The sequence below is a fragment of the Mycobacterium sp. 3-98 genome, from assembly GCF_035918355.1.
Taxonomy (GTDB): domain Bacteria; phylum Actinomycetota; class Actinomycetes; order Mycobacteriales; family Mycobacteriaceae; genus Mycobacterium; species Mycobacterium intracellulare.
The window spans coordinates 4,510,587-4,535,910 of sequence record NZ_CP142360.1 but is presented as its reverse complement, the minus strand read 5'-3'; the positions used below and the strand labels follow the sequence as shown (position 1 = coordinate 4,535,910).

The 25,324-nt window shown below is 65.8% G+C and carries 31 protein-coding genes; 20 read left to right on the top strand and 11 right to left on the bottom strand.

All coding sequences use genetic code 11. The features are described 5' to 3' along the window. Positions 1-24 precede the first annotated feature (24 nt). Complete coding sequence (locus QGN30_RS21245; RefSeq protein WP_009955263.1) at positions 25-1,269, top strand: alpha/beta hydrolase; 1,245 nt, start codon at positions 25-27, stop codon at positions 1,267-1,269. On the opposite strand, the gene QGN30_RS21240 is transcribed toward QGN30_RS21245, so the two are convergent. From QGN30_RS21240 to QGN30_RS21225, 4 genes are all read right to left on the bottom strand, one after another. Beyond that, on the bottom strand, positions 1,256-2,890 hold the full coding sequence (locus QGN30_RS21240; RefSeq protein ID WP_050989410.1) for an ABC transporter family substrate-binding protein: 1,635 nt from the start codon (positions 2,888-2,890) through the stop codon (positions 1,256-1,258). The genes QGN30_RS21245 and QGN30_RS21240 overlap by 14 nt on opposite strands. A 34-nt stretch (positions 2,891-2,924) precedes the next feature. Next, positions 2,925-4,760, bottom strand: a complete 1,836-nt coding sequence (locus QGN30_RS21235) for an ABC transporter ATP-binding protein (protein WP_248923567.1) — start codon at positions 4,758-4,760, stop codon at positions 2,925-2,927. Continuing rightward, positions 4,757-5,632 carry an ABC transporter permease gene (locus QGN30_RS21230; RefSeq protein WP_008254741.1) on the bottom strand — a complete coding sequence of 292 codons (876 nt, stop codon included), beginning with the start codon at positions 5,630-5,632 and terminating at the stop codon, positions 4,757-4,759. Before QGN30_RS21230 ends, QGN30_RS21235 begins: the two co-directional genes overlap by 4 nt. Positions 5,633-5,733: 101 nt before the next feature. Beyond that, complete coding sequence (locus QGN30_RS21225; protein WP_008254743.1) at positions 5,734-6,711, bottom strand: ABC transporter permease; 978 nt, start codon at positions 6,709-6,711, stop codon at positions 5,734-5,736. A gap of 212 nt (positions 6,712-6,923) precedes the next feature. Between QGN30_RS21225 and QGN30_RS21220 the strand changes: the two genes are divergently transcribed. Further along, complete coding sequence (locus QGN30_RS21220; protein ID WP_008254746.1) at positions 6,924-7,415, top strand: beta-class carbonic anhydrase; 492 nt, start codon at positions 6,924-6,926, stop codon at positions 7,413-7,415. Positions 7,416-7,489: 74 nt separating this feature from the next. Here QGN30_RS21220 and QGN30_RS21215 read toward each other — a convergent pair whose 3' ends face one another. Next, on the bottom strand, positions 7,490-7,930 hold the full coding sequence (locus tag QGN30_RS21215; RefSeq protein WP_008254748.1) for a PaaI family thioesterase: 441 nt from the start codon (positions 7,928-7,930) through the stop codon (positions 7,490-7,492). Positions 7,931-8,042: 112 nt separating this feature from the next. Between QGN30_RS21215 and cysD the strand changes: the two genes are divergently transcribed. Genes cysD through QGN30_RS21200 form a run of 3 tightly spaced genes read left to right on the top strand, consistent with a single transcriptional unit; the run spans position 8,043 to position 11,357 of the window. Beyond that, positions 8,043-8,972 (top strand): sulfate adenylyltransferase subunit CysD, encoded by a 930-nt coding sequence (gene cysD, locus QGN30_RS21210; protein WP_008254750.1) that lies wholly within the window; start codon positions 8,043-8,045, stop codon positions 8,970-8,972. Further along, positions 8,972-10,813 (top strand): adenylyl-sulfate kinase, encoded by a 1,842-nt coding sequence (cysC, locus tag QGN30_RS21205; protein ID WP_008254752.1) that lies wholly within the window; start codon positions 8,972-8,974, stop codon positions 10,811-10,813. Before cysD ends, cysC begins: the two co-directional genes overlap by 1 nt. A 58-nt stretch (positions 10,814-10,871) precedes the next feature. Continuing rightward, entirely contained in the window at positions 10,872-11,357 is a 486-nt protein-coding gene (locus QGN30_RS21200; RefSeq protein ID WP_008254753.1) for an Rrf2 family transcriptional regulator, read from the top strand. 17 nt (positions 11,358-11,374) lie between these two features. On the opposite strand, the gene QGN30_RS21195 is transcribed toward QGN30_RS21200, so the two are convergent. Further along, positions 11,375-11,764 carry a VOC family protein gene (locus QGN30_RS21195; RefSeq protein WP_008254755.1) on the bottom strand — a complete coding sequence of 130 codons (390 nt, stop codon included), beginning with the start codon at positions 11,762-11,764 and terminating at the stop codon, positions 11,375-11,377. A 43-nt stretch (positions 11,765-11,807) separates the two neighbouring features. Next, entirely contained in the window at positions 11,808-12,221 is a 414-nt protein-coding gene (locus tag QGN30_RS21190) for a VOC family protein (RefSeq protein WP_008254757.1), read from the bottom strand. Between the two features lie 66 nt (positions 12,222-12,287). On the opposite strand from QGN30_RS21190, the gene QGN30_RS21185 reads away from it, so the two are divergent. Beyond that, positions 12,288-13,166, top strand: coding sequence for an LLM class flavin-dependent oxidoreductase (locus QGN30_RS21185; RefSeq protein ID WP_008254760.1), 879 nt, complete (start codon positions 12,288-12,290; stop codon positions 13,164-13,166). A gap of 69 nt (positions 13,167-13,235) precedes the next feature. After that, a complete protein-coding gene (locus tag QGN30_RS21180; RefSeq protein WP_008254762.1) occupies positions 13,236-14,102 on the top strand; it encodes a tetratricopeptide repeat protein in 867 nt (288 codons plus the stop codon). 16 nt (positions 14,103-14,118) lie between these two features. Here the strand turns inward: QGN30_RS21180 and QGN30_RS21175 are convergent, their stop codons facing one another. Next, a complete protein-coding gene (locus QGN30_RS21175; RefSeq protein WP_009955281.1) occupies positions 14,119-15,837 on the bottom strand; it encodes a potassium channel protein in 1,719 nt (572 codons plus the stop codon). Positions 15,838-16,033: 196 nt separating this feature from the next. After that, on the bottom strand, positions 16,034-16,405 hold the full coding sequence (locus tag QGN30_RS21170) for a nuclear transport factor 2 family protein (protein ID WP_009955282.1): 372 nt from the start codon (positions 16,403-16,405) through the stop codon (positions 16,034-16,036). Between the two features lie 68 nt (positions 16,406-16,473). Here QGN30_RS21170 and QGN30_RS21165 point away from each other — a divergent pair, with 68 nt between their 5' ends. Further along, positions 16,474-17,004, top strand: coding sequence for an NUDIX domain-containing protein (locus tag QGN30_RS21165; RefSeq protein WP_416366866.1), 531 nt, complete (start codon positions 16,474-16,476; stop codon positions 17,002-17,004). Positions 17,005-17,103: 99 nt separating this feature from the next. Further along, complete coding sequence (locus QGN30_RS21160; RefSeq protein ID WP_009955284.1) at positions 17,104-17,574, top strand: hypothetical protein; 471 nt, start codon at positions 17,104-17,106, stop codon at positions 17,572-17,574. A 15-nt stretch (positions 17,575-17,589) separates the two neighbouring features. Here the strand turns inward: QGN30_RS21160 and QGN30_RS21155 are convergent, their stop codons facing one another. Next, positions 17,590-18,273, bottom strand: coding sequence for a hypothetical protein (locus tag QGN30_RS21155; protein ID WP_029384887.1), 684 nt, complete (start codon positions 18,271-18,273; stop codon positions 17,590-17,592). Positions 18,274-18,448: 175 nt separating this feature from the next. Between QGN30_RS21155 and QGN30_RS21150 the strand changes: the two genes are divergently transcribed. From QGN30_RS21150 to QGN30_RS21120, 7 genes are all read left to right on the top strand, one after another. Continuing rightward, on the top strand, positions 18,449-18,763 hold the full coding sequence (locus QGN30_RS21150; RefSeq protein WP_038535536.1) for a hypothetical protein: 315 nt from the start codon (positions 18,449-18,451) through the stop codon (positions 18,761-18,763). Positions 18,764-18,972: 209 nt separating this feature from the next. Then, complete coding sequence (locus tag QGN30_RS21145; RefSeq protein ID WP_326565511.1) at positions 18,973-20,073, top strand: tyrosine-type recombinase/integrase; 1,101 nt, start codon at positions 18,973-18,975, stop codon at positions 20,071-20,073. 300 nt (positions 20,074-20,373) lie between these two features. After that, positions 20,374-20,583: an excisionase family DNA-binding protein gene (locus tag QGN30_RS21140; protein WP_145013413.1), complete on the top strand. Its 210-nt coding sequence runs from the start codon at positions 20,374-20,376 to the stop codon at positions 20,581-20,583. Beyond that, positions 20,580-20,771: a hypothetical protein gene (locus QGN30_RS21135; protein WP_326565508.1), complete on the top strand. Its 192-nt coding sequence runs from the start codon at positions 20,580-20,582 to the stop codon at positions 20,769-20,771. The genes QGN30_RS21140 and QGN30_RS21135 overlap by 4 nt, the downstream gene beginning before the upstream one ends. Continuing rightward, positions 20,768-21,034: a hypothetical protein gene (locus tag QGN30_RS21130; RefSeq protein ID WP_145013415.1), complete on the top strand. Its 267-nt coding sequence runs from the start codon at positions 20,768-20,770 to the stop codon at positions 21,032-21,034. The genes QGN30_RS21135 and QGN30_RS21130 overlap by 4 nt, the downstream gene beginning before the upstream one ends. A gap of 95 nt (positions 21,035-21,129) precedes the next feature. Then, a complete protein-coding gene (locus QGN30_RS21125) occupies positions 21,130-22,653 on the top strand; it encodes an AAA family ATPase (RefSeq protein WP_145013416.1) in 1,524 nt (507 codons plus the stop codon). Between the two features lie 98 nt (positions 22,654-22,751). After that, positions 22,752-23,090: a WhiB family transcriptional regulator gene (locus QGN30_RS21120; RefSeq protein WP_145013417.1), complete on the top strand. Its 339-nt coding sequence runs from the start codon at positions 22,752-22,754 to the stop codon at positions 23,088-23,090. A 102-nt stretch (positions 23,091-23,192) separates the two neighbouring features. On the opposite strand, the gene QGN30_RS21115 is transcribed toward QGN30_RS21120, so the two are convergent. Beyond that, positions 23,193-23,369, bottom strand: coding sequence for a hypothetical protein (locus QGN30_RS21115; protein ID WP_326565501.1), 177 nt, complete (start codon positions 23,367-23,369; stop codon positions 23,193-23,195). Positions 23,370-23,444: 75 nt separating this feature from the next. Here QGN30_RS21115 and QGN30_RS21110 point away from each other — a divergent pair, with 75 nt between their 5' ends. The 4 genes from QGN30_RS21110 (at position 23,445) to QGN30_RS21095 (ending at position 25,152) form a co-directional block, all read left to right on the top strand. Further along, on the top strand, positions 23,445-23,765 hold the full coding sequence (locus QGN30_RS21110) for a hypothetical protein (protein ID WP_326565499.1): 321 nt from the start codon (positions 23,445-23,447) through the stop codon (positions 23,763-23,765). After that, the gene (locus QGN30_RS21105) at positions 23,762-24,373 is read left to right on the top strand and encodes an HK97 family phage prohead protease (RefSeq protein WP_326565497.1); all 612 of its coding nucleotides are present in this window, start codon (positions 23,762-23,764) and stop codon (positions 24,371-24,373) included. Before QGN30_RS21110 ends, QGN30_RS21105 begins: the two co-directional genes overlap by 4 nt. Position 24,374: 1 nt before the next feature. Then, the gene (locus tag QGN30_RS21100; RefSeq protein WP_326565496.1) at positions 24,375-24,563 is read left to right on the top strand and encodes a hypothetical protein; all 189 of its coding nucleotides are present in this window, start codon (positions 24,375-24,377) and stop codon (positions 24,561-24,563) included. 175 nt (positions 24,564-24,738) lie between these two features. Beyond that, entirely contained in the window at positions 24,739-25,152 is a 414-nt protein-coding gene (locus QGN30_RS21095) for an HNH endonuclease (RefSeq protein WP_326565495.1), read from the top strand. The last annotated feature ends 172 nt before the right edge of the window (positions 25,153-25,324 follow it).

Here is a 25,324-nt window from a genome sequence, read left to right as displayed (position 1 = left end):
TGGGACCATGGCGGTCCGACACGAATGACGATGAACGCGAAGCGGAGCCGGGTGCAGCAGAAGCTGGCGGAATTGCCCGGTGTGCGCGCCGTGCGCCGGCCGATCTCGCCGCACAGCGCCGACGAGTTCGATCTGTACTACGTGCGCACGGGCCGCAAGTCCCGCCACCCGCTGGTCATCATCCCCGGCGGGCCGGGCGTGGCGTCGGTGCAGATGTACAAGGGACTGCGCAGGCGCGCGGCGGCGGCCGGTCTCGACGTCATCATGATCGAACACCGCGGGGTGGGGATGTCGCGCCACGACGATTCGGGTGCCGACCTGCCGCCGCAGTCCATGACCGTGAATCAGGTCGTCGACGACGTGGCGGCGGTGCTCGACGACGCCCACGCCGACTCGGCCGACATCTATGGCGCGTCCTACGGCACCTATATCGCGGCCGGAGTGGGTGTGCGCCATCCCGACCGCGTGCACGCGATGGTGCTCGATTCGCCGCTGCTGTCGCGGCACGACATCGTCATCGTGCGCCGGGCGATTCGCCGGCTGCTGCTTCGGGGCGACAGCCCCGAAACCGCCGCCTTGGCACCGAAAATGCGCAAACTGGTCGACGCCGGCGTCATGACCCCGGCGGCGACACACGTCGTCGCGACCATTTACGGCTACGGCGGCGCCGACCTGCTCGAGCGTCAACTCGATCTGTTACTGCAGCGCCGGAAACTCTTGTGGTGGACGCTATCCCGGTTCACCACCCTGAGCAATCTGCCGTTCCGCTACGAGGAAGATCTGGTGAGCCGCATCGCGTTTCGCGAGCTGGACTACGCCGCCGAACCCGACGGCCTGCCGCTGGACCCCGCAGTGGCCGAAAGCGAAGCGCGCACGCAGCGAGTGACTTTCGAGGACGAGCCCTATGACCTGCCCACGGAAATGCCGAACTTCAACTGGCCCACCGCGGTGATTTCCGGCGGCCGTGACCTCATCACCCCGCCGGCGGTGGCCGAGCGCGTCGCGTCGCTGCTGCCCGATGCGGTGCTCTTGAGCCTGCCGAGCATGGCGCACAGCGCGCTGGATTTCCGCGAGCCCGTCGCGCTCGCCGCCGCCGAGGCGGTGGGGCGCGGCGACCTGAAAGGGCTTGCCGCCCAAGCGTCGGCGCTGGACGCGCTGCCGCCGCGCCCCGAGGTGCGGCTGCTGTGGAAGTTGATCGAAACGGCGGCCGCCGCCGAAGGCGCGCTGCCGGTCCCCACGCGGCTGTTGCGCCGGCTCAGCTGCGCGTGAATCCGATTGCGGTGTAGTCCAGGTCGCCGAGGCCGGCCGCGCCGAAGTTGGCCAGCGTGCTGTGCACCGCGACGTCCCCGGGCGACTGGGTGAGCGGCAGGCTGAACCCCTCCGCCCAGATCAGCCGGTCGAGGTCGTTGGCCAGCGCCCGCGCCCTGTCGGGGTCGAGTTCTTCCAGGGTCCGCTCGATGGCGGCGTCGATCTGCGGGCTGCCGATCTTGCCGAAGTTGCTTTCCCCGTCGGACTTATAGATCTGGGTCAACGATGAGAGCGGGAAAGCGTCCCCGAGCCAACCGAATTGGGCGAGGTCGAAGTCTCCGACGTTGATGTAGTTGGTGAAAAAGCCGCTGCCCGCGCGGGCGACAAGCTCGAGCTTGACGCCGATTTGGGCGAGGCTGTGCTGGGTGATCTGGGCGAACTGTCGGCTGCCCTGGGCGTCGTAGAACAGGTCACGAATGACCAGCGGGCGACCGTCCTTCTCCCGGAACTGGCCGACCTGCTTCCAGCCCAGGGCGTCGAGCTCGCGCTTGGCCGCGGCCGGGTCGTAGGGAACCACGGCGCTGTTGTCCTGGTAGCCCTTCTGGCCCGCGACGTAGATGTGATTGCCCAGCGCCACCGGGTCGCTGGTGAGGCCGTACTGGACGACCTTGGCGATGGTCTGGCGGTCGATGCCCTTGGACACCGCGACCCGCAACGCCTTGTCGGCCAGGATCGACCCCGGGGCGCCGTTGAAGGTGATGTGCGACCAGGCCGGGGCGGGGGCGCGCCGGATGGTGATTCCCTTGGTGCGCTGCGCGATGGTCAGTTGATCGATGGTGCCGACCCCGGTGGCGTCGATCGTGTTGTTCTGCAGGGCCGGCAGCCGCGCGGCGTCGTCGAGCACCAAGTAGGTGATGTTGTCCAGGCGCGGTCGCGGGCCCCACCATTTCGGGTTGCGGCTCAACACGATCCGCTGGGTCGTCCGATCCAACGAGGTGGCGATGAATGGGCCGGCCGACGGGCCCGGCCCGTCCAGCTGGCCCTTGTTGAACGCCTCGGGGGTAGCCGTCATGCTCTTGGGCAGCAGCATCCCGTTGCCGGCGAACATGCCGCGCCACTCGGCGTACGGCTTGGCGAAGGTCATGACGGCCTGCCGGTCGTCGACGCCGCGGGTCACCGAGGCGACGCGCTCGGCGCCGCTGGGCCCGGCGATCTCGAAATTCTTGTCGGCGCCACTCAGCGCGTGGACCTGGCTGGCGATGTCCTCCCAGGTGATCGGGGTGCCGTCCGACCACACCGCCTTGGGGTTGATCGTGTAGGTCACCACTTGCGGTGCGGTTCCGGTCAGTTCGATGCTGGTGAAGTAGTTGGTGTCGACCGTCGTCGAGCCGTCCGGCCCGATGACGAAGGCTCGCGGCAAGGTGGCCTTCATCATCGCGGCGACCTCGGCGGAATTGCCGTCGATGTGCAAAATGTTGAAGTTCGGCGGGAAGGCGGTGAGCGCGAGTCGCAGGTCACCGCCGTCTCGCAGGGTGGCCGGATCGCGCGGGTTGATGTCGCTGGACGTCCCGATCCGCGCGTTTTGCCCCGTTTCCGGAATCAGGTTGATGGCCGGCGAGCAGCCCGACAGCGCCAGCGCCATCGCGAAAAGCGCCGCCGCCAACCGGATGCCGACGCTAGCCACCTGCGCCCGGATCGGGTCGCGGCACCGCGTCCAGCAGCTGCCGGGTGTATTCGTGTTGCGGGTTGTCGAAGACCTGCCGGCTGTCGCCCCGCTCGACGACCGTTCCGGAACGCATCACGACCACCTCGTGGGCGAGGTGCTTGATCACCGAAAGATCGTGGGAGACGAACAGATAGGACAAGCCGAAGAGCGCTTGCAGGTCGAGCAGCAGGTTGATGATCCCGGCCTGGATGGAGACGTCGAGCGCGGAGACGGGTTCGTCGAGCGCCAGGATCTTCGGTTGCAGAGCCAGCGCACGGGCGATGCCGATGCGCTGCTTCTGCCCGCCGGAGAACTCGGCGGGGTAGCGGACCGCGTCGGCGCGGCGCAGGCCCACGATCTCGAGCAGCTCGGCGACGCGCGCGTTGGTGCCGCCCTTGTCGACCCCGTTGGCGCGCAGCGGTTCGGCGAGAAGCTCGAACACCGGCAGTCGCGGGTCCAGCGAGGCGACCGGGTCTTGGAACACGACCTGAATGTCGCGTCGCAGCGACCGCCTGCTCGCCGGGCTCAGCGTCGTGACATCGGTGCCCAGCACTTCGATCGATCCCGATTGGGGCCCGGTGAGTTCCAGGATCTCGTGCAACGTGGTCGATTTCCCCGAACCGGACTCGCCGACGATGCCGAGGGTACGGCCCTGCCGCAGCTCGAAACTGACGCCGTCGACCGCGCGCACCTCGCCGGCGCGGCGGCGCAGCACGCCCTTGGTCAGCCGGTAGGTCTTGGTCAGGTCACGCACCCGGACGACGACCGACGAGTCATCGGGTCTCACCGACTGTGCCGTGGTGCTGACGCCGTAGATGTCCGCGGCGCTGCGGCCGCCCACCTGATCGGTGCGGATGCAGGCCGCCCGATGGTCGGCACCGACGGGAAGCAGTTCCGGCTCCTCGAGCCGACATTCGTCGATGGCCAGCGGGCAGCGCGGGGCGAACGGACAGCCGGGATCCAGACCGGCCAACGACGGCGGTGCGCCGGGGATCGGCACCAACCGGGTGCCCTGTGCGGCGTCCAGCCGCGGAACCGAGCCCAACAGCCCGACGGTGTAGGGCATTCGGCGGTCCCGGTAAAGGTCGTGCACCTCGGCGGATTCGACGACCCGCCCCGCGTACATCACCAGCGCCCGGTCGGCGAACTCGGCGACCACACCGAGGTCGTGCGTGATGATCAGCACCCCGGCCCCGGTGACGTCGCGGGCGGTTTTGAGGACCTCGAGGATCTGCGCCTGCACGGTGACATCGAGTGCGGTGGTGGGCTCGTCGCAGATCAACAAGTCGGGGTCGTTGGCGATCGCGATCGCGATGACGACCCGTTGCCGTTCACCGCCGGAGAGCTCGTGCGGAAACGCGCGGGCGCGTCGCTCCGGCTGGGCGATGCCCACCAATTCGAGCAGTTCGACCGCGCGATGACGGGCCGCCCGCCGTCCCACCCGCGGCTGGTGGATCTCGATCGCCTCGGCGATCTGGTCGCCGACGGTGTACACCGGTGTCAGCGCCGACATCGAATCCTGGAACACCATGCCGACCGTCTTGCCGCGGAACCGCGACATCGCGTCGTCGTCCAGGCCCAGCAGCTCGGTGTCGTGCAGCCGGACCGAGCCGCGCACCCGCGCGTACTCGGGCAACAGGCCCACGACCGCCATCGCCGAAACGGACTTGCCCGAACCGGATTCGCCGACCATGGCGACGACTTCGCCCGGTTCGACGCGGTAGCTGACGCCGCGGACCGCGGTCACCGGATCGCCGCCGGTCGCGAAGGTCACGGCCAGGTCGGTCACCTCGAGCAGGGGGCTCATCGCGCACCGCCCCGCACCGGGGTGCTGCCCGGGTCGAGCGCGTCCCGCAGGCCGTCGCCGGTCAGGTTGGCGCACACCAGGATCAGCACCAGCACCCCGGCGGGAAAGAGGAACACCCACGGGAACGTGGTCGCCGACTGGGTGCCATTGGCGATCAAGGTGCCCAGCGACACATCCGGTGGCTGGATGCCGAAACCCAGGAAGCTCAAGCCGGTTTCGGCCAGAATGGCCGAGGCGACGTTGAGCGCTGCGTCGATGATCAGGATGGACGCCACGTTGGGCACCACATGCCCGACAATGATGCGGCGGCTGGATACGCCCATATACCGTGCGGCACGGATGAATTCGCGCTCGCGCAAACTCATGGTCATGCCCCGCACCATGCGGGAACTGACCATCCAGCCGAATCCCGCCAGCAGCAGAACGAGCATCACGATGTTCGCCGAGTCCTTGGTGCGCGGCGTCACGATGGCGATGAGGATGAAGCTGGGCACCACCAACAGCAGGTCGACCAGCCACATCAGCACACGGTCGCGCCAACCGCCGAAATAGCCCGAGACCGAACCGACGGTGGCGGCGATGCCGGTGGAGATGACCGCCACGCACACACCGATCAGCATCGACTTCTGCATCCCCCGCAGGATCTGCGCCAGCAGATCTTGTCCCAGCGCGTTGGTGCCCAGCCAGTGGCGCGCGCTGGGCGGCTGCAGCAGCGCGGTGAAATCGAGGTCCTCGTAGGAATAGGGAAGCACCGCGGGCAGGGTGTAACAGCCCACGAACAGCAGCACCAACAAGATCAGCGACGCCACCGCGAACCGATTGCGCGCAAACCTGCGTAGCACCAGCGTGCGGCGCGAGGTGAAGTCCGCCACGTCGTGACTCGAAAACCCGTGGGCGCCATCGATATCCGCCGCGGAGGTCCATGAACGCCCCGCCGCCTCATCGCTTCGCTCTGCATCGTCGGCGGCGCGGGTCATGACACCCTGACCCTCGGGTCGAGAGCCGCGTAAAACACGTCGGAGAGCAGGCCGGCCAGCAACACCACCGCGCCGGAGAACACGGTGATGGCCGCGACGATGTTGGTGTCTTGCGTCGCGATGCCCTGCACCAGCCATTCGCCCATGCCGTGCCAGCCGAAGATCTTCTCCACGAACACCGCTCCGGTGACCAGCCCGGCCACCCCGTAGGCGAACAGGGTGGCCAACGGGATCAGCGCGGTGCGCAACCCGTGCTTGACCAACGCGCGCCGGCGGGTCAGCCCCTTGGCCCGCGCGGTGCGGATGAAGTCCTGGCCCAGGACGTCGAGCATCGCGTTGCGCTGATAGCGGCTGTATCCCGCCGCGGCCGCCAGCGCCAGGGTCAACGACGGCAACACCAAATGCCGCAACCGGTCGAAGAAGTGCGCGCCGGCCCCGCCGGACACCCCCGGCGATGTCTCCCCGGTGTAGTCGAAAATCTGCAGACCCACGGCCCAGTTCACCCGCAGCGCGGCCAGGATCAGCAGGTTGGCGATGACGAACGTCGGGGTGCTCAACACGAGCAGGGCCATCATGGTGACGACGCGATCGCTGAGCCGATACTGCCGAATCGCGCCCCACGCCCCGGCCGCGATGCCCGCGACGGTGCCCACCAGCGACCCGATGACCAGCAGGCGCAGCGTCACTCCGACTCGGCGCCACAGTGACTCCCCGACGGACTGTCCGGTGACGGTCTTGCCGAAGTCACCGCGGACGGCGTGTGAAGCCCAGTGCGCGTAGCGGATCGGGATCGCCTCGTCGAGACCGAGCGCGTGGGCCTTGGCGTCGATGACGGCTTGTGGTGGTCGCGGGTTGCGCTGCAACAGGCTGTCCAGCGGTTTGAAGGCCACCGACGTCAGGCAGAACGTCAGAAACGATGCCAGCGCCAGCAGCACGACGTAGTTGAGCAAGCGGCGGGCGAGAAACCGGGTCATACCCGTCCGCACAGCACGCGTCGCATTGGGACAGGTTATCGAGCCGGCGGCACGGCGTCGCGCGTGCAGCGCCGGGCGCGTTCGGTGAGCTTCAGATCTGCTTGATTCTCATGCGTGAATCGCGTGTGATCGGTTGTTAACATGCACCGCGGTACCGAGCCGTGCGGCGATTGCGGCACGCCTCAGACCGCGACACTGTCGAGGAGGCTTGCGTGACGGTTACCGATGACTTGCTGGGCAACAACGCCGAATATGCGAAGACCTTCAACGGGCCGCTGCCGATGCCGCCGGGCAAGCATGTGGCGGTCGTCGCGTGCATGGATGCGCGGCTCGACGTGTACCGCCTCCTCGGCCTCAACGAGGGGGAGGCCCACGTCATCCGCAACGCCGGAGGGGTCGTCACCGACGACGTCATCCGCTCGCTGGCCATCAGCCAACGACTACTGGGGACGCGAGAGATCATCCTGATTCACCACACCGATTGCGGGATGCTCACGTTCACCGACGACGACTTCAAGCGCACCATCCAGGAGGAGACCGGGGTCAAACCGCCGTGGGCGGCCGAGGCGTTCCCGGATGTCGCCGAGGACGTCCGGCAGTCGCTGCGGCGCATCGAGGGCAGTCCGTTCGTCACCAAGCACGTCTCCGCGCGTGGCTTCTTCTTCGACGTCGCCACCGGCAAGCTCAACGAGGTCACGCTCTAGAAGCGCGCGCCGAGCGTGTAGCCACGGCGAAAAATCGGCCCGATCCCCGCCATCAGTGCACGTTCGGTGGCCCTTCAGCCGACCTTGTAGGTCGCCAAGGCCTTGGCCACCAGCGTGCCCCCCGAGTCGACGATCTCGGCCTCGCAATTGACCAGCGATCGGCCGCGTCGCAGCACCCGGCCGATGCCGATCACGTCGGTGGCCCGAGCCGGGGCCATGTAGTCCAGCGCCATCGACACCGTCACGCCGCGTAGTTCCGGCGGGGCTGGGACGCCGCACCACGCCGCCGCCATGACGGTGAGGTCGGCGAGGGTGGCGATGGCCCCACCGTGAACCATGTCGCCGAGCGTCACGTTGGACGGGTCCCAGGGCAGCCGCAGCCGCACCTCGTCCTCCTCGAGCCGGTCGGCGACGATGCCCAGCTTGACGACGAACGGGGACTGGGGGATGAACTGCGCGATGACGTCGCGGCCGCTGGGCGCGGGCGGGCGAGAAGGTCCGGGGTGAGAAGTCATTCGTCCATGTTTTCGCACCCCAGGTTGACAGGTCCAGCGCCAGCTGGTCTCATATATCGCTAAGATGCCAAATATGGTCAGTTCTGCCAGGTTTTAGCGAGTGAAGGAAGCTATGACCAGTGATCTGAAGGCGGCCCCCGCCGTCGGACAGTACGAATTGAGCCACCTGCGCTCGCTGGAGGCAGAGGCGATCCACATCATTCGGGAGGTGGCCGCCGAGTTCGAGCGGCCGGTGCTGCTGTTCTCGGGCGGCAAGGACTCCATCGTCATGCTGCATCTGGCGCTGCGGGCGTTCCGTCCGGGCCGGTTGCCGTTCCCGGTGATGCACGTCGACACCGGACACAACTTCGACGAGGTGATCGCGACCCGCGACGAGCTGGTCAACGAGCACGGAGTGCGCTTGGTCGTCGCCTCGGTCCAGGAAGACATCGACGCCGGGCGGGTGGTCGAGCCACGTCAGGGGCGCAACCCCATCCAGACCGTGACCCTGCTTCGCGCCATCCGGGAGAACAAGTTCGACGCGGCGTTCGGCGGGGCGCGCCGCGACGAGGAGAAGGCCCGCGCCAAGGAGCGTGTGTTCAGCTTCCGCGACGAGTTCGGTCAATGGGATCCGAAGGCGCAGCGGCCCGAGCTGTGGAACCTGTACAACGGCCGGCATCACAAGGGTGAGCACATCCGGGTCTTCCCGCTGTCCAACTGGACCGAGTTCGACATCTGGTCCTACATCGGCGCCGAGAACATCGCCCTTCCGTCGATCTATTACGCGCACCGGCGCAAGGTCTTTCGCCGTGACGGCATGTTGTTGGCGGTCGATAAGAACATGCAGCCCAACGCCGACGAGCCGGTGTTCGAGGCGACGGTGCGCTTCCGCACCGTCGGGGACGTCACGTGCACCGGATGCGTGGAATCGCAAGCCGCCACCGTCGACGAGGTCATCGCCGAGACCGCGGTGTCCCGGCTCACCGAACGCGGGGCGACCAGGGCCGACGACCGGATCTCGGAGGCCGGCATGGAAGACCGCAAACGACAGGGATACTTCTGATGGCCACCTTGCTGAGGCTCGCAACCGCGGGTTCCGTCGACGACGGCAAGTCCACCCTGATCGGCCGCCTGCTGTATGACTCCAAGGCCGTCATGGAGGACCAGTGGGCCGCGGTGGAGCAGACGTCCAAGGACCGCGGCCACGACTACACCGACCTGGCGCTGGTGACCGACGGCTTGCGGGCCGAACGCGAGCAGGGCATCACGATCGACGTCGCCTACCGCTACTTCGCCACTCCCAAGCGGAAATTCATCATCGCCGACACCCCCGGCCACATCCAGTACACCCGCAACATGGTGACCGGGGCCTCGACCGCCCAGCTCGTGATCGTGCTCGTCGACGCGCGGCACGGCCTGTTGGAGCAGTCACGCCGGCACGCTTTCCTGGCGTCCCTGCTGGGCATCCAGCACATCGTGCTCGCGGTCAACAAGATGGACCTGATCGGTTGGGACAAAGAGAAATTCGAGGCGATCCGCGACGAGTTCCACGCCTTCGCCGCTCGGTTGGACGTGCACGACGTGGCCACCATCCCGATCTCCGCGCTGCACGGCGACAACGTGGTGACGAAGTCGGACCAGACGCCGTGGTATGAAGGGCCGGCCTTGTTGTCGCACCTCGAAGAGGTGTACATCGCCGGCGATCGCAACATGGTTGACGTGCGGTTCCCGGTGCAGTACGTCATCCGGCCGCACACCCGCGAACATCAGGACCACCGCAGCTACGCCGGCACCGTCGCCAGCGGCGTCATGCGCGCCGGGGACGAGGTCGTGGTGCTGCCCGTCGGCAAGCACACCCGCATCACCGCGATCGAGGGCCCGAATGGTCCGGTGGAAGAAGCGTTCCCGCCGATGGCCGTGTCCGTCACCCTCGCCGACGAGATCGACATCTCGCGGGGAGATCTGATCGCCCGCACCCACAACCAGCCCCGGGTCGCGCAGGAGTTCGACGCGACGGTGTGCTGGATGGCCGACGGCGCGGCGCTCGAGCCCGGCCGCGATTACGTCATCAAGCACACCACCCGCACCACGCACGCCAAGGTGACCGCGCTCGACTACCGCCTCGACGTCAACACGCTGCACCGCGACAAGTCCGCGACGGCGTTGAAGCTCAACGAGCTTGGCCGCATTTCGCTGCGCACCCAGGTTCCGCTGCTCCTCGACGAGTACACCCGGAACCCGAGCACCGGGTCGTTCATCCTCATCGACCCGCACACCAACGGCACCGTGGCCGCCGGCATGGTGTTGCGCGACGCGTCGGCGCAGGCGGCGAGCCCAAACACGGTGCGGCACAAGCCTTCGGCGATCGCGCAGGCCCGGCCCCGCGGCAAGACGGTGTGGTTCACCGGTCTGTCCGGCTCCGGCAAGTCGTCGGTGGCCATGCTGGTCGAGCAAAAGCTGCTCGAAAAGGGGTCTCTGGCTTACGTTCTCGATGGGGACAACCTGCGGCACGGTTTGAACGCCGACCTGGGCTTTTCCATGGCCGACCGCGCCGAGAACCTGCGCCGGCTCGCGCATGTGGCGGCGCTGCTCGCCGACTGCGGCAACGTCGTGCTGGTGCCGGCGATCAGCCCGCTGGCCGAACAACGCGAATTGGCCCGCAAGGTGCACGCCGACGCCGGGTTCGAGTTCATCGAGGTCTTCTGCGACACCCCCATCGACGAATGCGAAAAGCGTGACCCCAAGGGGCTGTACGCGAAGGCGCGCGCCGGTGAGATCACCCAGTTCACCGGGATCGACAGTCCGTATCAGCCGCCGGCGAATCCCGATCTGCGGCTCACCCCGGACGGCACCATCGAGGAGCAGGCGCAGCGGGTCCTCGACCTGCTCGAATCGCGCGGGTAGCACGCCGGTGCCGCCCGGCTGCGCCGAAATGCCCGCACCGGATGGCACAATCCTGAGAGTGCGCATGTCAGCGAAGGCGGAGTACGCCGTGCGGGCGATGATCCAGCTCGCCACGGTGTCCGACGGGACGCTGGTGAAGACCGACGACTTGGCCCAGGCCCAGGGCATCCCGCCGCAATTTCTCGTCGACATCCTGACCAACCTGCGCACCGACCGGCTCGTGCGCAGCCATCGTGGCCGTGAGGGCGGCTACGAATTGGCCCGCTCCGGCAGCGACATCAGCATCGCCGACGTCCTGCGCTGCATCGATGGGCCACTGGCCAGCGTCCGCGACATCGGACTCGGGGACCTGCCGTATTCGGGACCGACCGCCGCGCTCACCGACGTCTGGCGGGCGCTGCGCGCCAGCATGCGGTCCGTGCTGGAACAAACCACCCTGGCCGACGTCGCGACCGGCGGCCTGCCCAAGCATGTGGCGCAACTGGCCGACGACTATCGGAAACAGGAGAGCCAGCGGCACGGCTCGGCGCGCACCGGCGACTAGGCAACGTGCACAACGGCTCAGCCGCCCGACCCGTAGGGGCGGGTGAGGATCTCCATGGCATGACCGGAGGGGTCGGTGAAATACACCCCGCGTCCGCCGTCATTGTGGTTGATCTCGCCGGGACGCGTGGCGCCCGGATCGGCCCAGTGCTGCATGCCACGAGCCCGGATCTTGTCGTAGATCGTGTCGAACTCCTGCTCGGACACCAAGAAGGCGTAGTGCTGACGCGGGATGTCCGCGCCGTCGGGGGCATCCGCGTAGTCCAGGGTGGCACCGTGCTCTAGTTCGACAACCATGAAGTGGCCGAACGGCTTTGGGCTGGGCAGCCCGAACAGCTCGGTGAGAAACTCGGCGGATTCTCGTTTGTCGCGCGACGCGACGATGGTGTGGTTGAAACTGATGCTCATAGTTCTGTCCAGTCAACCACCGCACGCCCCGCGCGACAACGCGCTACTTCGGCGCGGTCAGCTCCAGGGCGATGTTGTCGGGGTCGCGGAACTCCAGTATGTAAGACGGCCCGATGTCCTTGATCGGCTCGTGAGTGACGCCAAGGTCATCGAGATGCGCTGCCGCCGAATCCAATTCGTCCCTAGTGGTGAGCCGGAACGCGATGTGGTCCAGCCCGACGCGATTCTCGTCGAAGCGGCCCGCGGCGACGGGCCGCAGGCCGAGCAGCGTGCCGCCGAGGTCGTAGATGACACCGCCGAACAAAAAGCTCAACTGATTGCGGGTGGCTTCGTCGGCGTTGTCGGGGACCTCCAGCAACACCGGCCAGCCGAACACGCTCTCGTAGAACTGCCGGGATCGCTCGATATCGGTCACGGTCAGTCGGACATGCGCGATGGAAGTGCTGGTGAAGTCCATTCGGTCCATGGTTCCACTGATGGGTCGCATGTTAAACATGCCAGAATCGCCGTCGTGCAGATAGCGATGACGATGCCGGTGATGGAACCGGATCTGGATGCGACGGTGCTCGAGACCTGGGCGCGCACCATTGACGAGGGGCCGTTCTCGTCACTGTGCTGGGGTGAGCGCATCGCGTTCGACAATCCGGACAACCTGACGCTGCTGGGCGCGCTGGCCGCCTGGACCGATCGGGTGCGGCTGCTGACGACGGTGATCGTGCCGCAACTGCACGACCCGGTCATGCTCGCCAAGGGTCTGGCGACCGGCGACATGCTCAGCGGCGGCCGGTTGACCGTCGGCATCGGGGTGGGCGGCCGGCACGAGGATTACCACGCCGTCGGCGCCGACCCCGCCACACAGACCATGCGCGGCATGGCCGAACGGGTGGCGGTGATGAAGCGCGTCTGGGCGGGGGAGAAGACCACCGACTCGGTGCGGCCCGTCGGTCCGGCGCCGGTGCAGCCCGGCGGTCCACCGCTGTTCGTCGGCAGTATCGGTCCGAAGACCATCCGCAGCGCCGCGGCGTGGGCCGACGGGCTGGCGGGCACCACCCTGGACCTCGACGTCGCCAAGCAGAACGAGCTGTTCGACGTCACGCGAGACGCCTGGGCGCGGGCCGGCAAGCCCAAACCCCACCTCATCACCTCGTTTTGGTTCGCTTTCGGGTCCCCCGAGGAGTCCCGCGCCCAGGTGCACCGCCATCTACGTCGCTACATGAACTGGATACCGGCCGAATACGTCGACGCCATGGCGCCGATGACCGGGTGGGCCGGCAGCGAAGACGAGCTGCTGGACGTGCTGCGCCGGTTCGAGGAGATCGGCACCGACGAGGTTCAGCTCATCCCGACGAGCTCGGATGTCGATCAGCTGCGCCGCGCCGCGGAGGTCGCCGGGCGGCTGTAGTCCAGCTCGGGCCGAGCGGCGGCACAGGGTGAATTGCCGCATCGGCGCCGCGGGGTTTTCATTAGCGACATGACGCAGCAGGAGTTGCCCGCCCCGCTGGCCGAAATGACCGGGCTGATGGCGCAGTGCGCGAACAACGGCGATTTCGCCGGGGCCGCGCTGCAGGCGAACGAGCTGGTGACCCTGTGCCGGGCAACGCTGGGGGAGCGCGATCCCAACGTCCTCGAGCTCAAGGTGGCGCTGGCCACCGTGCAGCTGCGGGCGGGCGAGGACGCCGCCGTCTACGCCGACCTAAAGGAGTTGATACCCGATCTCGTCGAGGTGCTCGGTCGCGATCACCTGAGCACCTTGACCGCGCGCCACCTGCTGGCCGGTCGCCAACAAGCGCCGGTGTCGTCGCTGTCCGAATGGTCGCAGCTCGTCGCCGACGAACAGCGGATTCTGGGGCCCGACCACGAGAGCACGCTGATGGCCCGCGAGAGGGTCGCCGAGAAGCGTTGGGAGACCGGTGATTTCGCCGGAGCTATGACCGAGGGCCAACATGTGCTCGCCGCGCGGCGGCGGGTGCTCGGCGACGACCACGCCGACACCCTCGGGACGCGGTTGATGCTGGCGATCTGGCGAGGGCGGGCCGGTGACATCCCCGCGGCGATCACCGAACTCGAGTGGCTGATCGGCGAGCTGCGCGACAAGCTGGGCAGCGACCACGTTCATCTGCTCATGGCGCGGCACATGTTCACGCTGTGGGCCCCGAACCGGGCCGGCGTGACGGACGGGGTCACCGCATGGGAGGCGCTGGTCGAGGAGGAATCCCGCGTCCTCGGCGACGAGCATCCGGTGACAATCGCGGCCCGCCAGGAATTGGCCGGCTGGTGTGCCCGGCACCGCGCCCGCGCGGGCGAACCCGACACCCCGGTGGACTGGTCCGCCTCCTGACCTGGATGTGCGGGCGTCAGGTCGCCGCTTTGTCCGCCGGGCGCTCGTCGTCGACGGCAGGCTCCTGCGGTGGCTGCCCCTTGCGCAGCGTCTCCAGCAGCTCCCGGTACGGCCCGACCAGGTAGACGGTGTCGCCGCCGCGAAGCCAGGCGTCGCGGCGCGGGTGTAGCTCGACCGGGGCGTCCCGACGGGTGATGGCGATGACCCGGGTCTGGGTGGACATTTCGAACATCCGCAGCCCGTCGAGTTCGCTGCCGGCCGCCACGTGCATAGCGCCGACCATGAAGGATCGCTGCCCGACCGAGAACGTGCCCAGCACCTGCAAACCCATCGCCGCACCGATGAACCACGGGGCGGCCAGGTCGACCGTCGACCGGACGTTCTCGAACCCGAACCGCTTGGCCACCGCGTCGCCGAGGGTGCGGTCGTAGATGCGCAGCACGATCGGCACGTCGGGCCGGTTGACCTCGGGCATCACCCGGGGACCCAGCATCTCGCGCAGCACGATGCCGATCTCGATGTTGACCATGTCGTCCTGAGTCAGCACGGCCACGGCCCGGGCGCGGTCGACGCGGGCCGACTCCAGCGTCTGGCGCAGCGTGGCGTCCCCGAAGATCACCGGCACGTCGAGTTCGGCCGCGGTCGACAGGAACCGGTTGTTCTCGTCGCGTTCGATCACCGCGACGTCGTATCCGGCCGCGGTCAGATCGCCGACGACGCGGCTGCCGAAGGAGCCCAGCCCCACCACGATGATGTGGTCGCGCAGGTGGCGCGCCCGCCGAACACCGGCCGATTGCAGGACGCGGCGCGACAACAGCAAGTCCGCCACGAAGGCGACGAGCAGCGCGGTGGTGGTCACGCCGGCGAACATCAGGCCGACGGCGAAGATGCGTAGCCACGCGGATTGTTGGGCGAAGGTGAATTCGCCGTATCCCACGGTGGTGATGGTCTCCGCGGTGAAATACATTGCGTCAAGCCAGGACAGGCGCGGCTTCGTGTAGGAGAAGTGCACGACGATCGTCGACGCGAGCAGCAGGGTGAGCGCGAGCAGCATGGCGGGGAAGAGCAGGGGGTTGACGTCGTCGCGCATTGCGCGTGCGGCGTCCGAGGCCCGCCGCACCCACGAGCGGCGCGAGCGCGTCGCCGTCGGCCGGGGCGTTTTGATGCCGCGGGCGGCCAGTTCGTCGGCGCTGCCGATCATGGCGGTCCAATCACCGGCGCGCACCCGATGGTCGCGGCCCGGACAGGGCACCACCTCGCCGGGGGTAGCGGCGTCCTGGCCGTGGATCACGGCCACCGGTGCCAGGTCGCCGTAGATCTCTCGAAGGGTCGCGTCGCGTGGCGCCTCGGCGCCCGACACGACGAAGTCGATGCCGGCCGCCTCGACCGGGTGGGTGTTGCTCGCCAGGCACGCCTCGACGACCGACGGCGCCGCGAGGTCGGCGACATCGAGGATGGCCCCGGGGCCGTTGTCGGCGGCCACCGCTCCCCGCAGCACGTCGTTGCCCAACCGGGCGACCACGCGCAGATTCGGATTCGTTTTCCTTGCCAATAAAGCGTTTTCGAGATTCTTGGCGTCGTCACGCCCGGCGCAGACGATGGCGCTTGTTTGGGTGAGGTCCGCGTCGGTGAGGTCCTCGCTCGGCAGCTTGACGACGGTGGCGCCCGCGCGGTTCAGTTCCGTGGCGATCGTGGTCGCGAGCACGTCGTCGCCGCTGACGATGATGCCACCCATAAACCCCACCTTTGATGACATTGGCGCTCACGTGTTGCTATGACTATCGGGCACCGTGCCGGTTGACGCCAGTGCGACATGTGCTCAAGCGCGAATTGATTGGGCGGGCGGGCGGGCGGTGGGCCGCGGCCAAAGGCACTGCGATCGTGGGTGCGAATCCGAGTTAAGCCATCTGCCAACGGGATTGGCGACCGGGCTACAACACCTGGACGTCAGCCGGTGACCAGAAGGCGCGCATCGACGTGATTTTGGCGTCCGCGTCGAACAACATCGTCGAGATGGGGGAGATCCGGGTGCGGCTGTCACCGGCGTCGAGCGTGAGGTGCCACAAGAAGGCGGCTTCGCTGCCGGAGACCCGCAATTCGGCGAGTTCGGTGTCCTTCTTGGCGTCTTGGAATCCCGCATAGAACGCGCGGATGGCGTCATGCCCGCGGCGAATGTCGGCGCCGATCGGATCCTCGATGGTGGCATCGGCGGCGTAGAGGGTCACGATGTCGTCGGCGGTGCCCGTGGCGACGAGCGCGAGGTAGCGATTGACGGTCTCGGTGATGGCTTGCAGGGACGGCATGGATTCGGACGCTACTCCCTCGCCATGGCCACCTCTTCAGGAGCGGTGTGCACGGCAATACTGGCGGCGTGACGTTCATCGAATGCCTCGCGAGCCGCGAGATCTACCGGAATCCGTGGATGGTGCTGCGCGAGGATGACATCCGCCGCCCGGACGGCAGCACCGGCCTCTACGGCGTCGTCGACAAGCCGGGCTACGCGCTCGTGATGCCCTATGACGGGCGACGCTTCCGGTTGGTCGAGCAGTTTCGCTACCCCATCGGGGAGCGGCGTTGGGAGTTTCCCCAAGGCACCGCCCCGGACCTGGCCGACGCCGACCCGGCCGAGTTGGCCTCGCGTGAGCTGCGCGAGGAAACCGGATTGCGCGCAACGACGTTCGAGGCGCTCGGCGAGCTCGACGCGGCCCCGGGGATGACCAGTCAGCGCGGCTGGGTGTTTCTGGCCACGGGCATCATCGAGGGCGAAGCCGACCGCGAACACGAGGAACAGGACATGCGCAGCGCGTGGTTCGCCCGCGACGAGGTGGAGCGGATGATCCGCGAGGGCGTCATCGCCGACGCGCAGTCGATCGCCGCGTATGTCCTGTTCCTGTTGCGCTGAAAACCGTGATCGTGTCCTCGCCGAGATCACACCGCGTCATCGGACGCTCACCATTGACCGATGCGACCGAGGCTTCGGGTAGTTGCGGTCCTCGCAGCCGTGACTGCCTCGGTCGCCGGCGCCCCCGCCGTCTGCGCCCATGCGGTGTCGCCGTCGTGGAACGGCAAATACTCACTGGTGCGGTATGCGGCCGGCAAAACCGGCACCAGCGTCGCCGCGACGCAGGCCGAAGCCACGTTCAGCGCCGACTACGTCTTCACCACCGCATGCTCGTCGGGCCGGTGTGTGGCCACCGCCACCGACGGGCCTACGCCCAAGAATCCGACCCTGCCCCGGCCGTCGCGCTACACCTGGGACGGGGCGAAATGGGTGGAGCGCTTCGACTTTCAGTGGGATTGCTATATGGGCGAGGGCGTGCCGAAGGTGTGGGCGCCCGCGCGTTCGTGGGCCTTCTACACGCCGCAGGCGGACGGATCGCTGCGCGGTGTCTGGCACACCGACATCAACGGCGGCCCGTGCCGCGGAACGGTCGAAATGCCGGTGGCGGCGTTTGCCGCCGGGACGGCCTGACGAAGGCGACGCCGATCAGTCCGGCGCGCTGGTCATGGAGGCGATGTAATACACCTCGTGACCGGTCGGATAGCCGCCACCGTCGGTGGCGATGTGGACGTGGTCGTAATGGTTGGCGGTCTCCGAGCCCAGGTCGGCCGTCCAATTGCCGCCGCCGACGCCCGGGTAGATCTTCTGGCGCCAGATCACGTGATTGATGCCCCAGCGCTTCGCGTTCGCCAGCGCATAGCCGGCGATCTGGTTGCCGAGGTCGATGCCCTCGGGGGTGTGGAAGTTCGGGATCATCACGTCGATCGCCAACCCCTTGGGATGCCACGGCAGCGGGTCCTCCCGATACCCGTAGATCGTTTTGATCTGCGGAAACAGCACTCCGATCGCGCGGGCCGCCCAGATGGTCTTGACCTGTAGCCGATCCTCGGACGCGACGCCGCGGGGCAACGCGAGCTGAAATTGCTGGCCGGCGGACGGCGCGGGCGGTGCCAGCGCGGTGAGTGCCTCCACCTCGGCGGGACTCGCGGTGTGCGGTGGGCTGGGTGGCGGGGCCGCCGCCGCGGTGGCGCTGGTGGGGGTCGCCGCCGGCGTCTCGGCGCAACACCGCGGCTTGGTGCCCTGGGCGTGGATCATGGCGGCCGAGACGACGAGCGACGCCGCGACCGCCAGCCATCGGCCAGCGCCCTTGGCGAACACTCTCACGCCCACGGCCAGCAGCTTAATGTCGCCTGTGACCTGTGTGGCGGTGTTTTCAGAAGACGGGCGTGCGACGCGTCGTTCGAGCGAATGTGACCGTCTGGCCTACAGCAGAAGTGGGTAAACAACGCACTAGCGCGCGGCGCTGAAGTTCGAGAGCGAGTCACCGGTCGAAAGGCGGCAGCACATGGTTCGTCACGAGGGGGGCCGATGGGACGTCGGAATCAAGGCCGCCGCGGTCTACGTCGAGCGCATCTCGGACAGCGACGAGCGCCTCTTCGAGGATTCGTTGGCCGCCGAGGAGGCGCGCGACCTGGCGGGGCTGCTGACGAAGTATGCGGACAAGCTCGACGAGGCGACGTATTCCGATAAGGCCAAGGAGTCCGGCGAGGGCGAGGAGTCTGCCAAGGCCGAGGAGTCCGACGAGTCCGAAAAGGCGGAGAAGTCAGAGGACTCCGACGGGCCAGAGGACTCCGACGAGTCGGACAAGTCGTCGGATTAAGCGCAAAAGCACCATCTGACCTGCGGTAACACCGGTGCCCCCGGCAGGATTCGAACCTGACGGAGCAAACGGCGCGGCTATGATATTTTACGTGCGGTTTTAGCCGTCTGAACTGCGTCTTCTGGGCTGCAGCCACACCGGCAGTATGTCATATTGCCGGGCATTGTGAAGTATCTTTTTTGCATGAACTTTGCACGGACGGCGGGTCAGTGACGGGGAGCCGCGGCCGGCGCCAATTCGGGCAGCTCCGGCGGTTGCCCTCTGGCCGCTGGCAAGCCGCCTACACCGGCCCTGACGGCAACCGGCACAAAGCACCGCGCACGTTCCCGTCCAAGGATGACGCAATCGGGTGGCTCAACATCGAGCGCCGAAAAATCGACCTGGGCACATGGGGGTCTGTCGAACGCAGTGACGCCATCACCCTGCGGGCCTATGCCGCGCGCTGGATGGAGCAACGGTCGTTGCGGGCGCGGACCAAAGCCCACTACGAGTCGATGCTTGGGCGGTTGATCCTGCCCGAGCTGGGCGACGCCAAAATCGTGACGTTGACCCCCGCCCGCATCCGCGCCTGGCACGCCGGCCTGGGCAGCGGCCATCCCACCCGCAATGCCCATGCCTATGCGCTGCTGCATGCCATCTGCGCAACGGCCGTCCATGACGAGGTACTAGACGCCAACCCGTGCCGCATCCGCGCGGCGATGCAAACGAAGCGGCGTCGCGAGGTCGACATCTTGACCGTTGCCGAGCTGAACCGGCTGGCCTCGAAAATGCCGTCCAGGTTGGGCGCCAGCGTGATCATGGCCGCGTGGCTGGGTCTGCGGTGGGGTGAGACCTCCGAACTGCGCAGAGGAGACGTCAGCGAGGATTGCTCAGTGCTGCGGGTGCGGCGAGCAGTCACATACCGCGCGGGCACCTTCACGGTTGGCCAGCCCAAGACGTCGGCCGGTGTCCGTGACGTCGCGATCCCGCCGCACATTCGACCAATCATCAAGGCGCACTTGAAAACCCATGTGAAACCAGATCCCGAGTCGCTGCTGTTCCCGATGGACGATGGAAAGCACATGCATGGTGACAACTATCGGACCCACTGGGAGAAAGCCCGCGCCGCTATTGGCAAGCCGAATCTGCGTGTCCATGACCTACGCCACGTCGGCGCCGTGCTCGCCGCCCAAAGCGGTGCCACCACAGCAGAATTGATGCACCGGCTAGGCCACACCACACCGCAAATGGCGCTGCGCTACCAGCACGTCGCAGAAGGCCGGGACGGTGCCATAGCGGAGCGTATGTCGAAGCTGGCAACCGGAAAGTAGTTCCGAAAAACGGAATTTCGCACGTAGTGTGAGTAAGGTCACAGAGGCTCGGTCGGCGTTTGCGCAGGTGAGTCAAATGACTCAACCCATCCTGGCCATGCACATCTGTGCAGCCTCGTATGCCAGCGTATGCAATCTGCTGCGAGAACGGTTTTAGTAGCTAGATAGTTAGCTACCAATCTCAGAACCTAGATTTACCAGCGTGTTCCGCCGTATCGGCAGTTGCGAACACGTGGAGAAAGGCCGCAACATCGATGACACAAGGTCAAACCCGACCTCAGAGCCGTTGAGAGGCAATACATGTCCGCGAAACACCCCCCAACCCCGACGCTTGATGAACCACTCATCTCCGTCCAAGAGGCAGCCAACCGCTGCGGCGTCCACTACCGCACGATGCGCCGCTGGCTGGCCGAAGGCCACATCAACGGTGTCCGGGTCGGGCCGCGCCTCATCAAGGTCAACCCGCGCGACCTCGGCAACCTGGTGAGTCCTGTTGGTGGGAAGGCATGAAACCGCAACCCACCATCCCCAAGGCCTTGACCGCGATAGATACCGCCATCAAGGCTGCGCTCGGCGTGGTCGCCAACGCTGACCCCGGATTCACTGATCCAGCCACCATTTCCGTTCTAAAGCGACTGGCCGGCGCGGCTGAGACCATCGGCGAATTGCTTGCAGAGGTTGAACAGAAGCAACCGTGAGTGACATCATCAACGCATATCTAGTGAAGCACGGCGACACGGGCGAAACCGTCATCACCGCTTTCCGAAATATATTGCCAGACCGGCAAATCCAGTTCCTGACCGAGCACAGGCGCCGGTATCCACGCGACCAAATCCGGCCGCTGCCCAACAAACAGATCCCCGGATCGGTCATGGACCGGCTAACGTCGGCGCTCGGCGCAGACCCGACCCTCGACGTCGTAGCGCTCACGGTGCAAACGTACGAACTCTCACTTAATTAGTGTTCCTGCAACGCAATTGGTTCCGGCTGCACCTGGAATGAAGTGACCCCGAGACAGAAGGCTCAAATCCATCTCGGGGTCAACTTGGAGATATTGTGGACGATACCACCAAAGCCGGATGGACGCAGGTTACCGACGCTGAACACCTACGATGCCCTTGGGCCATCCCGCCCGGCACCGAGGCATTCGAGCAGCACCTGTGTGGGGAAATAGTCGATGACGGGGTAGAGGCAATCTACCTCGAACCAGACACACCGGAGGTCGCCGCCTCTAACCGTGCTGCGATAGAGAGCTGTTTAGAGCGGCGTCGCCGCAAATGGGTTCAATGGTCAAATGAGATCCCTGCCAACCGGGTTGAGGCTTACGCGCAAACCGCCTTGGACGGCATCGTCAATGACGACCTTGCATCAATCGGTAGGGGCGAGCGTAATCATGCGCTCAACGCCAAGGCGTACAAGCTGGGCGCGTTCACGAACGTAGGCGCACTCGACCGGCACGCAGTAGTTGACCGGTTGCTTGATGCCTGCCGAATGAATGGATTGCTCACCGAGGACGGCGAGAAGTCCTGCCGCGACACCATCGACTCCGGCCTGAATTCCGCTGCCAAGCACAAGATCAGGCCGCGCATACCCGAGAGAAGCCAAACCGCGTTGGCGGACGGGGCCGACACAGAAGACACCACGCCAGTGCTTGCAGCCAAACTGCTCACCCGCTCGGATCTGCGCACCCTGCCCGATCCCGCGCCGCTAATTGACAACGTGCTGGACCAGGGCACCACGGCGCTGCTCTACGGGAAATGGGGTACCGCGAAAACGTTCATCGCGCTCGACTGGGCGGCGTGCGTCGCCACTGGCAATAAATGGCAGGGCCGACCGGCCGTGCAACGCAAAGTGCTTTACGTTGTCGGCGAGGGTGCAAATGGATTCAAAGGCCGGGCAGACGCCTGGGAAATGGCGTGGAAAACACGAATCGGCGACAAATGGTTAACCTGGCTGCCGACCCCGGTCAATCTCACCAATGCAGCCGATATCAACAATCTGGCCGCCCTCATTCAATGGGGCGGGTACCAATTCATCATCCTCGACACGTTGGCGCGCTGCATGGTCGGCGCCGACGAGAACTCGGCGAAAGACTGCGGCATCGTCGTTGACACCCTCACGAAACTCGTGGGCTGCACACCCAACGGGCGCGGAGTCGTCCTGGCCGTCCACCACGCCGGCAAGGACGGGAAGACCTTGCGCGGCTCGTCAGCCTTCGAATCCGGCGCGGACACGGTGTACTTCACGGCTCGCGAGGAAAACCACATCACGCTGACCCGAGAGAAGCGCAAAGACGGGCCCGAACATGACCACCACCTGCTGAAACTCGATCCGATCATGGGCACGGAGAGTGCCGTTTTAAGTGTCCACCGGGAGGGTGGACAAACTGGCCGAGGCGGAAAGCTCTTGTCCACGTTTGTCCACCTTTTCAGCGAGACCGGAGCAACCAAAACCGAACTGAGAGCTTCCGTTGACCTCTCGCAGGGAACCTTCTATCGCGCACTATCTGACCTGTTGAAATCAGGGGAACTTATTAACACCGGCACCGACGCGCGGCCCTTCTACAAGCTGCCCAGCTAATGCCACTGTCCAGATGTCCACGATTGTCCATCATCAAGTGGACGTGTCCGTCCACCCACCCCCCCTTAGGGGGTGGACGTGGACAGATTGGATGAACAATGACGTGCTCCGCACTCGTCAGCGCCATCGCATCACCCGCCCTCCCAGGGGCACTCTGCAGTGGACGGCACGAGCTATTCGACGCCGCAGCCGAAAAGGGCGGCGAGGAACGAACACAGGCCCTAAAAACCTGCCAACGGTGCCCATCCCTGGGCCGCTGCAAGAGCTGGGCGGCCGAACAGAGGTTCACGCCGGGCACGGTGGTCGGCGGGATGGTCATTTCACCGCAGAAGAAACCCAACCCAGCTGTCCGGCCAGCTGTCCAATCGTTGACCATCGCGGAAAAGGCGGATCTGTTGGTTGCGCAATGGCGAGACCGCCCGAAACGCGCTGTGTAAACACGATGTCGACACGGCCGCCCAGCCATTTGACAACGTCGGATATTCTGGATATGGCTGCGCGACAAAAGCGATTCATTCGCAAAACTCAAAAAGGATCATTCAATGAACGCAATTGCATATGCGCGCCACCGTCACCGCAGTGAGCGGAACCGCAACGGTCAATTGAAGTGCCTCACGTGCCGCCGTCGCGAAGACCTTCGAAACGAAGAACCGCCCCATTGCCCCGCTTGCGGCAAACCAGCCCATTTCTCTCTCGACATAGACAGATTCGTCCATTCGGACGGCTCAGCCAACCGTGCCTGCTGGATTTCGTTAACCAGCGGTAACCCCCCGGAAGGAAACCACCCAGCAATGAACGATGACGCCTACCCGCTGGTTTATGTGGCAGCCGAATTGGGCTGTGGCACAAAGGAAATCGAACGGCGCGTTAACGGCTCGCTCATCCGAGACGACGTGGGCATGCGTTATGTCCCCGCACTGCAAGTCAAGCAGCTCATCGCGGAGCGTGACGCCCAAAAGGCCGCTGAAGCCGAGCGGCGCCGGACGGAAGCCGAGCGCCATGCCCGCATCCGTGAAGAACGCAGGCGCCAACGCGAACTCGCCGCCAGCAGGCCGTCAGATCCGCGCGTCGAACAGCTGGCCAGGGCCGGCGCGGGGTGGATCGAACAGTGAGCGCCCTGCAGCTCCGGAGCGCGAGTGAGGGCGCTGAGGTTCTCGGTGTCAGTTGGGACGCCCGCATCGTCACCGTTGTCGTGGTGCCCTATGAGCAGCCCACGCCAGTTGAACATCGTGGCGAGGTTTGGACGGAGACCTTCGCTCGCGGCGCGTTCGATGACACACTGAAAAACGTTGATCCGACAAGCATTCGCGTCAACAGGGGGCACGACAAGACGAAGACGATTGGCAAGGTGGTGGCGTTTCGTCCGAATGACCCCCGCGGACTGGTTGCTGACATCAGGATCGCGAACACTGCGCTTGGTGATGACAGTCTCGGGCTGGCTGCTGAGGGGTGCCTGTCCGCCTCGATTGGCGCATACAACCGCCCCAGCGGTGTCATCAGTGACCGGTACAACCGGACGCGGCGGGTGGTCGAAGCGTTCATCGATCACGTGGCCCTGGTGGAAAACCCGGCTTACGTCGGTGCCGAAGTGCTGGCAGTGCGCAGTCGGAGCGCTGCGACGCCCAACCTTGACTCGGTGGCCAATAAGCCGATCTTTGCTTGGGCTGAGCAACGCTTAGATCCGGTTCACCGCTGGGCTCGGAAGCGACTGGGCTGCTGACATGGCCCGCATTATGGGGAACTACTCACCGGCCGTGAAGGCTGCACCTAATGACAGATATGCGGTGGTGACCATTGCCGGATTCAAATTCTCGATGAACAAAGTCGAATCCCTCGATTTCGCAAAACAACTGCTCATGGTTGCTGAGCGGCTAGAGCTGCCACCACTGATCAAGGCGGAAGACAAATGACTTCGACGCTCGGTGGACGACCTACGCGGCGACTGCAGACCGCACGGTATCTCCTACTCGCGGTGCATCGTCGGTCGAGCGCACACAGCATGTGCAGCGGCTTTAGGAACCGCTGCACATGTATGGAGCGCTTTGCCACCGGGCGTCGAACCAAACCCATCGCGAGGGCTGATCAATGGTGATGAAACCCGGAGACCCACGCGGCACACAGGCCTGGAAGCGTCTTCGCAAAGAAGTCCTGGCGGCCAACCGATACTGCCAAATCCAACTGCCAGGCTGCACCGGCAAAGCAACATGCGTCGACCACATCAAACCGGTTGACCTGTATCCTGAACTCGCACTAGTGCGTTCGAACTGCCGGCCCAGTTGTTTGTACTGCAACGCCGTGCTCGGTAATCGGATCACGCCCCGCAAGGTCATCACCGCTCAAGACGCGCAGCGAGTGCAGCAGGCGAAAGAGGAAAAGCAGGGTAAAGGCTACCAACCATGGTACGAAGGTGATGACCTTACCGACCGTCCGCCTGCACTAGCGTTCTTCGACGTACCGACGAAAGGCATTGCAGCTCAACAGGACTCGGCAGCTCCATGATGACGAAAGGTGTTGTGCCGCTTTACAACTGCATTTCCGCAGGTCGGCTTTTTTGGAGAGGGGGGCCAGGCCGCCGCGCCTGGCGCTTTTATCTATATACCGAACGAAAAATAAAGAAAGACAACAACTTTCAAACAAACGGTGGCTGCGAAAAGTATTGATATGCAAGGGG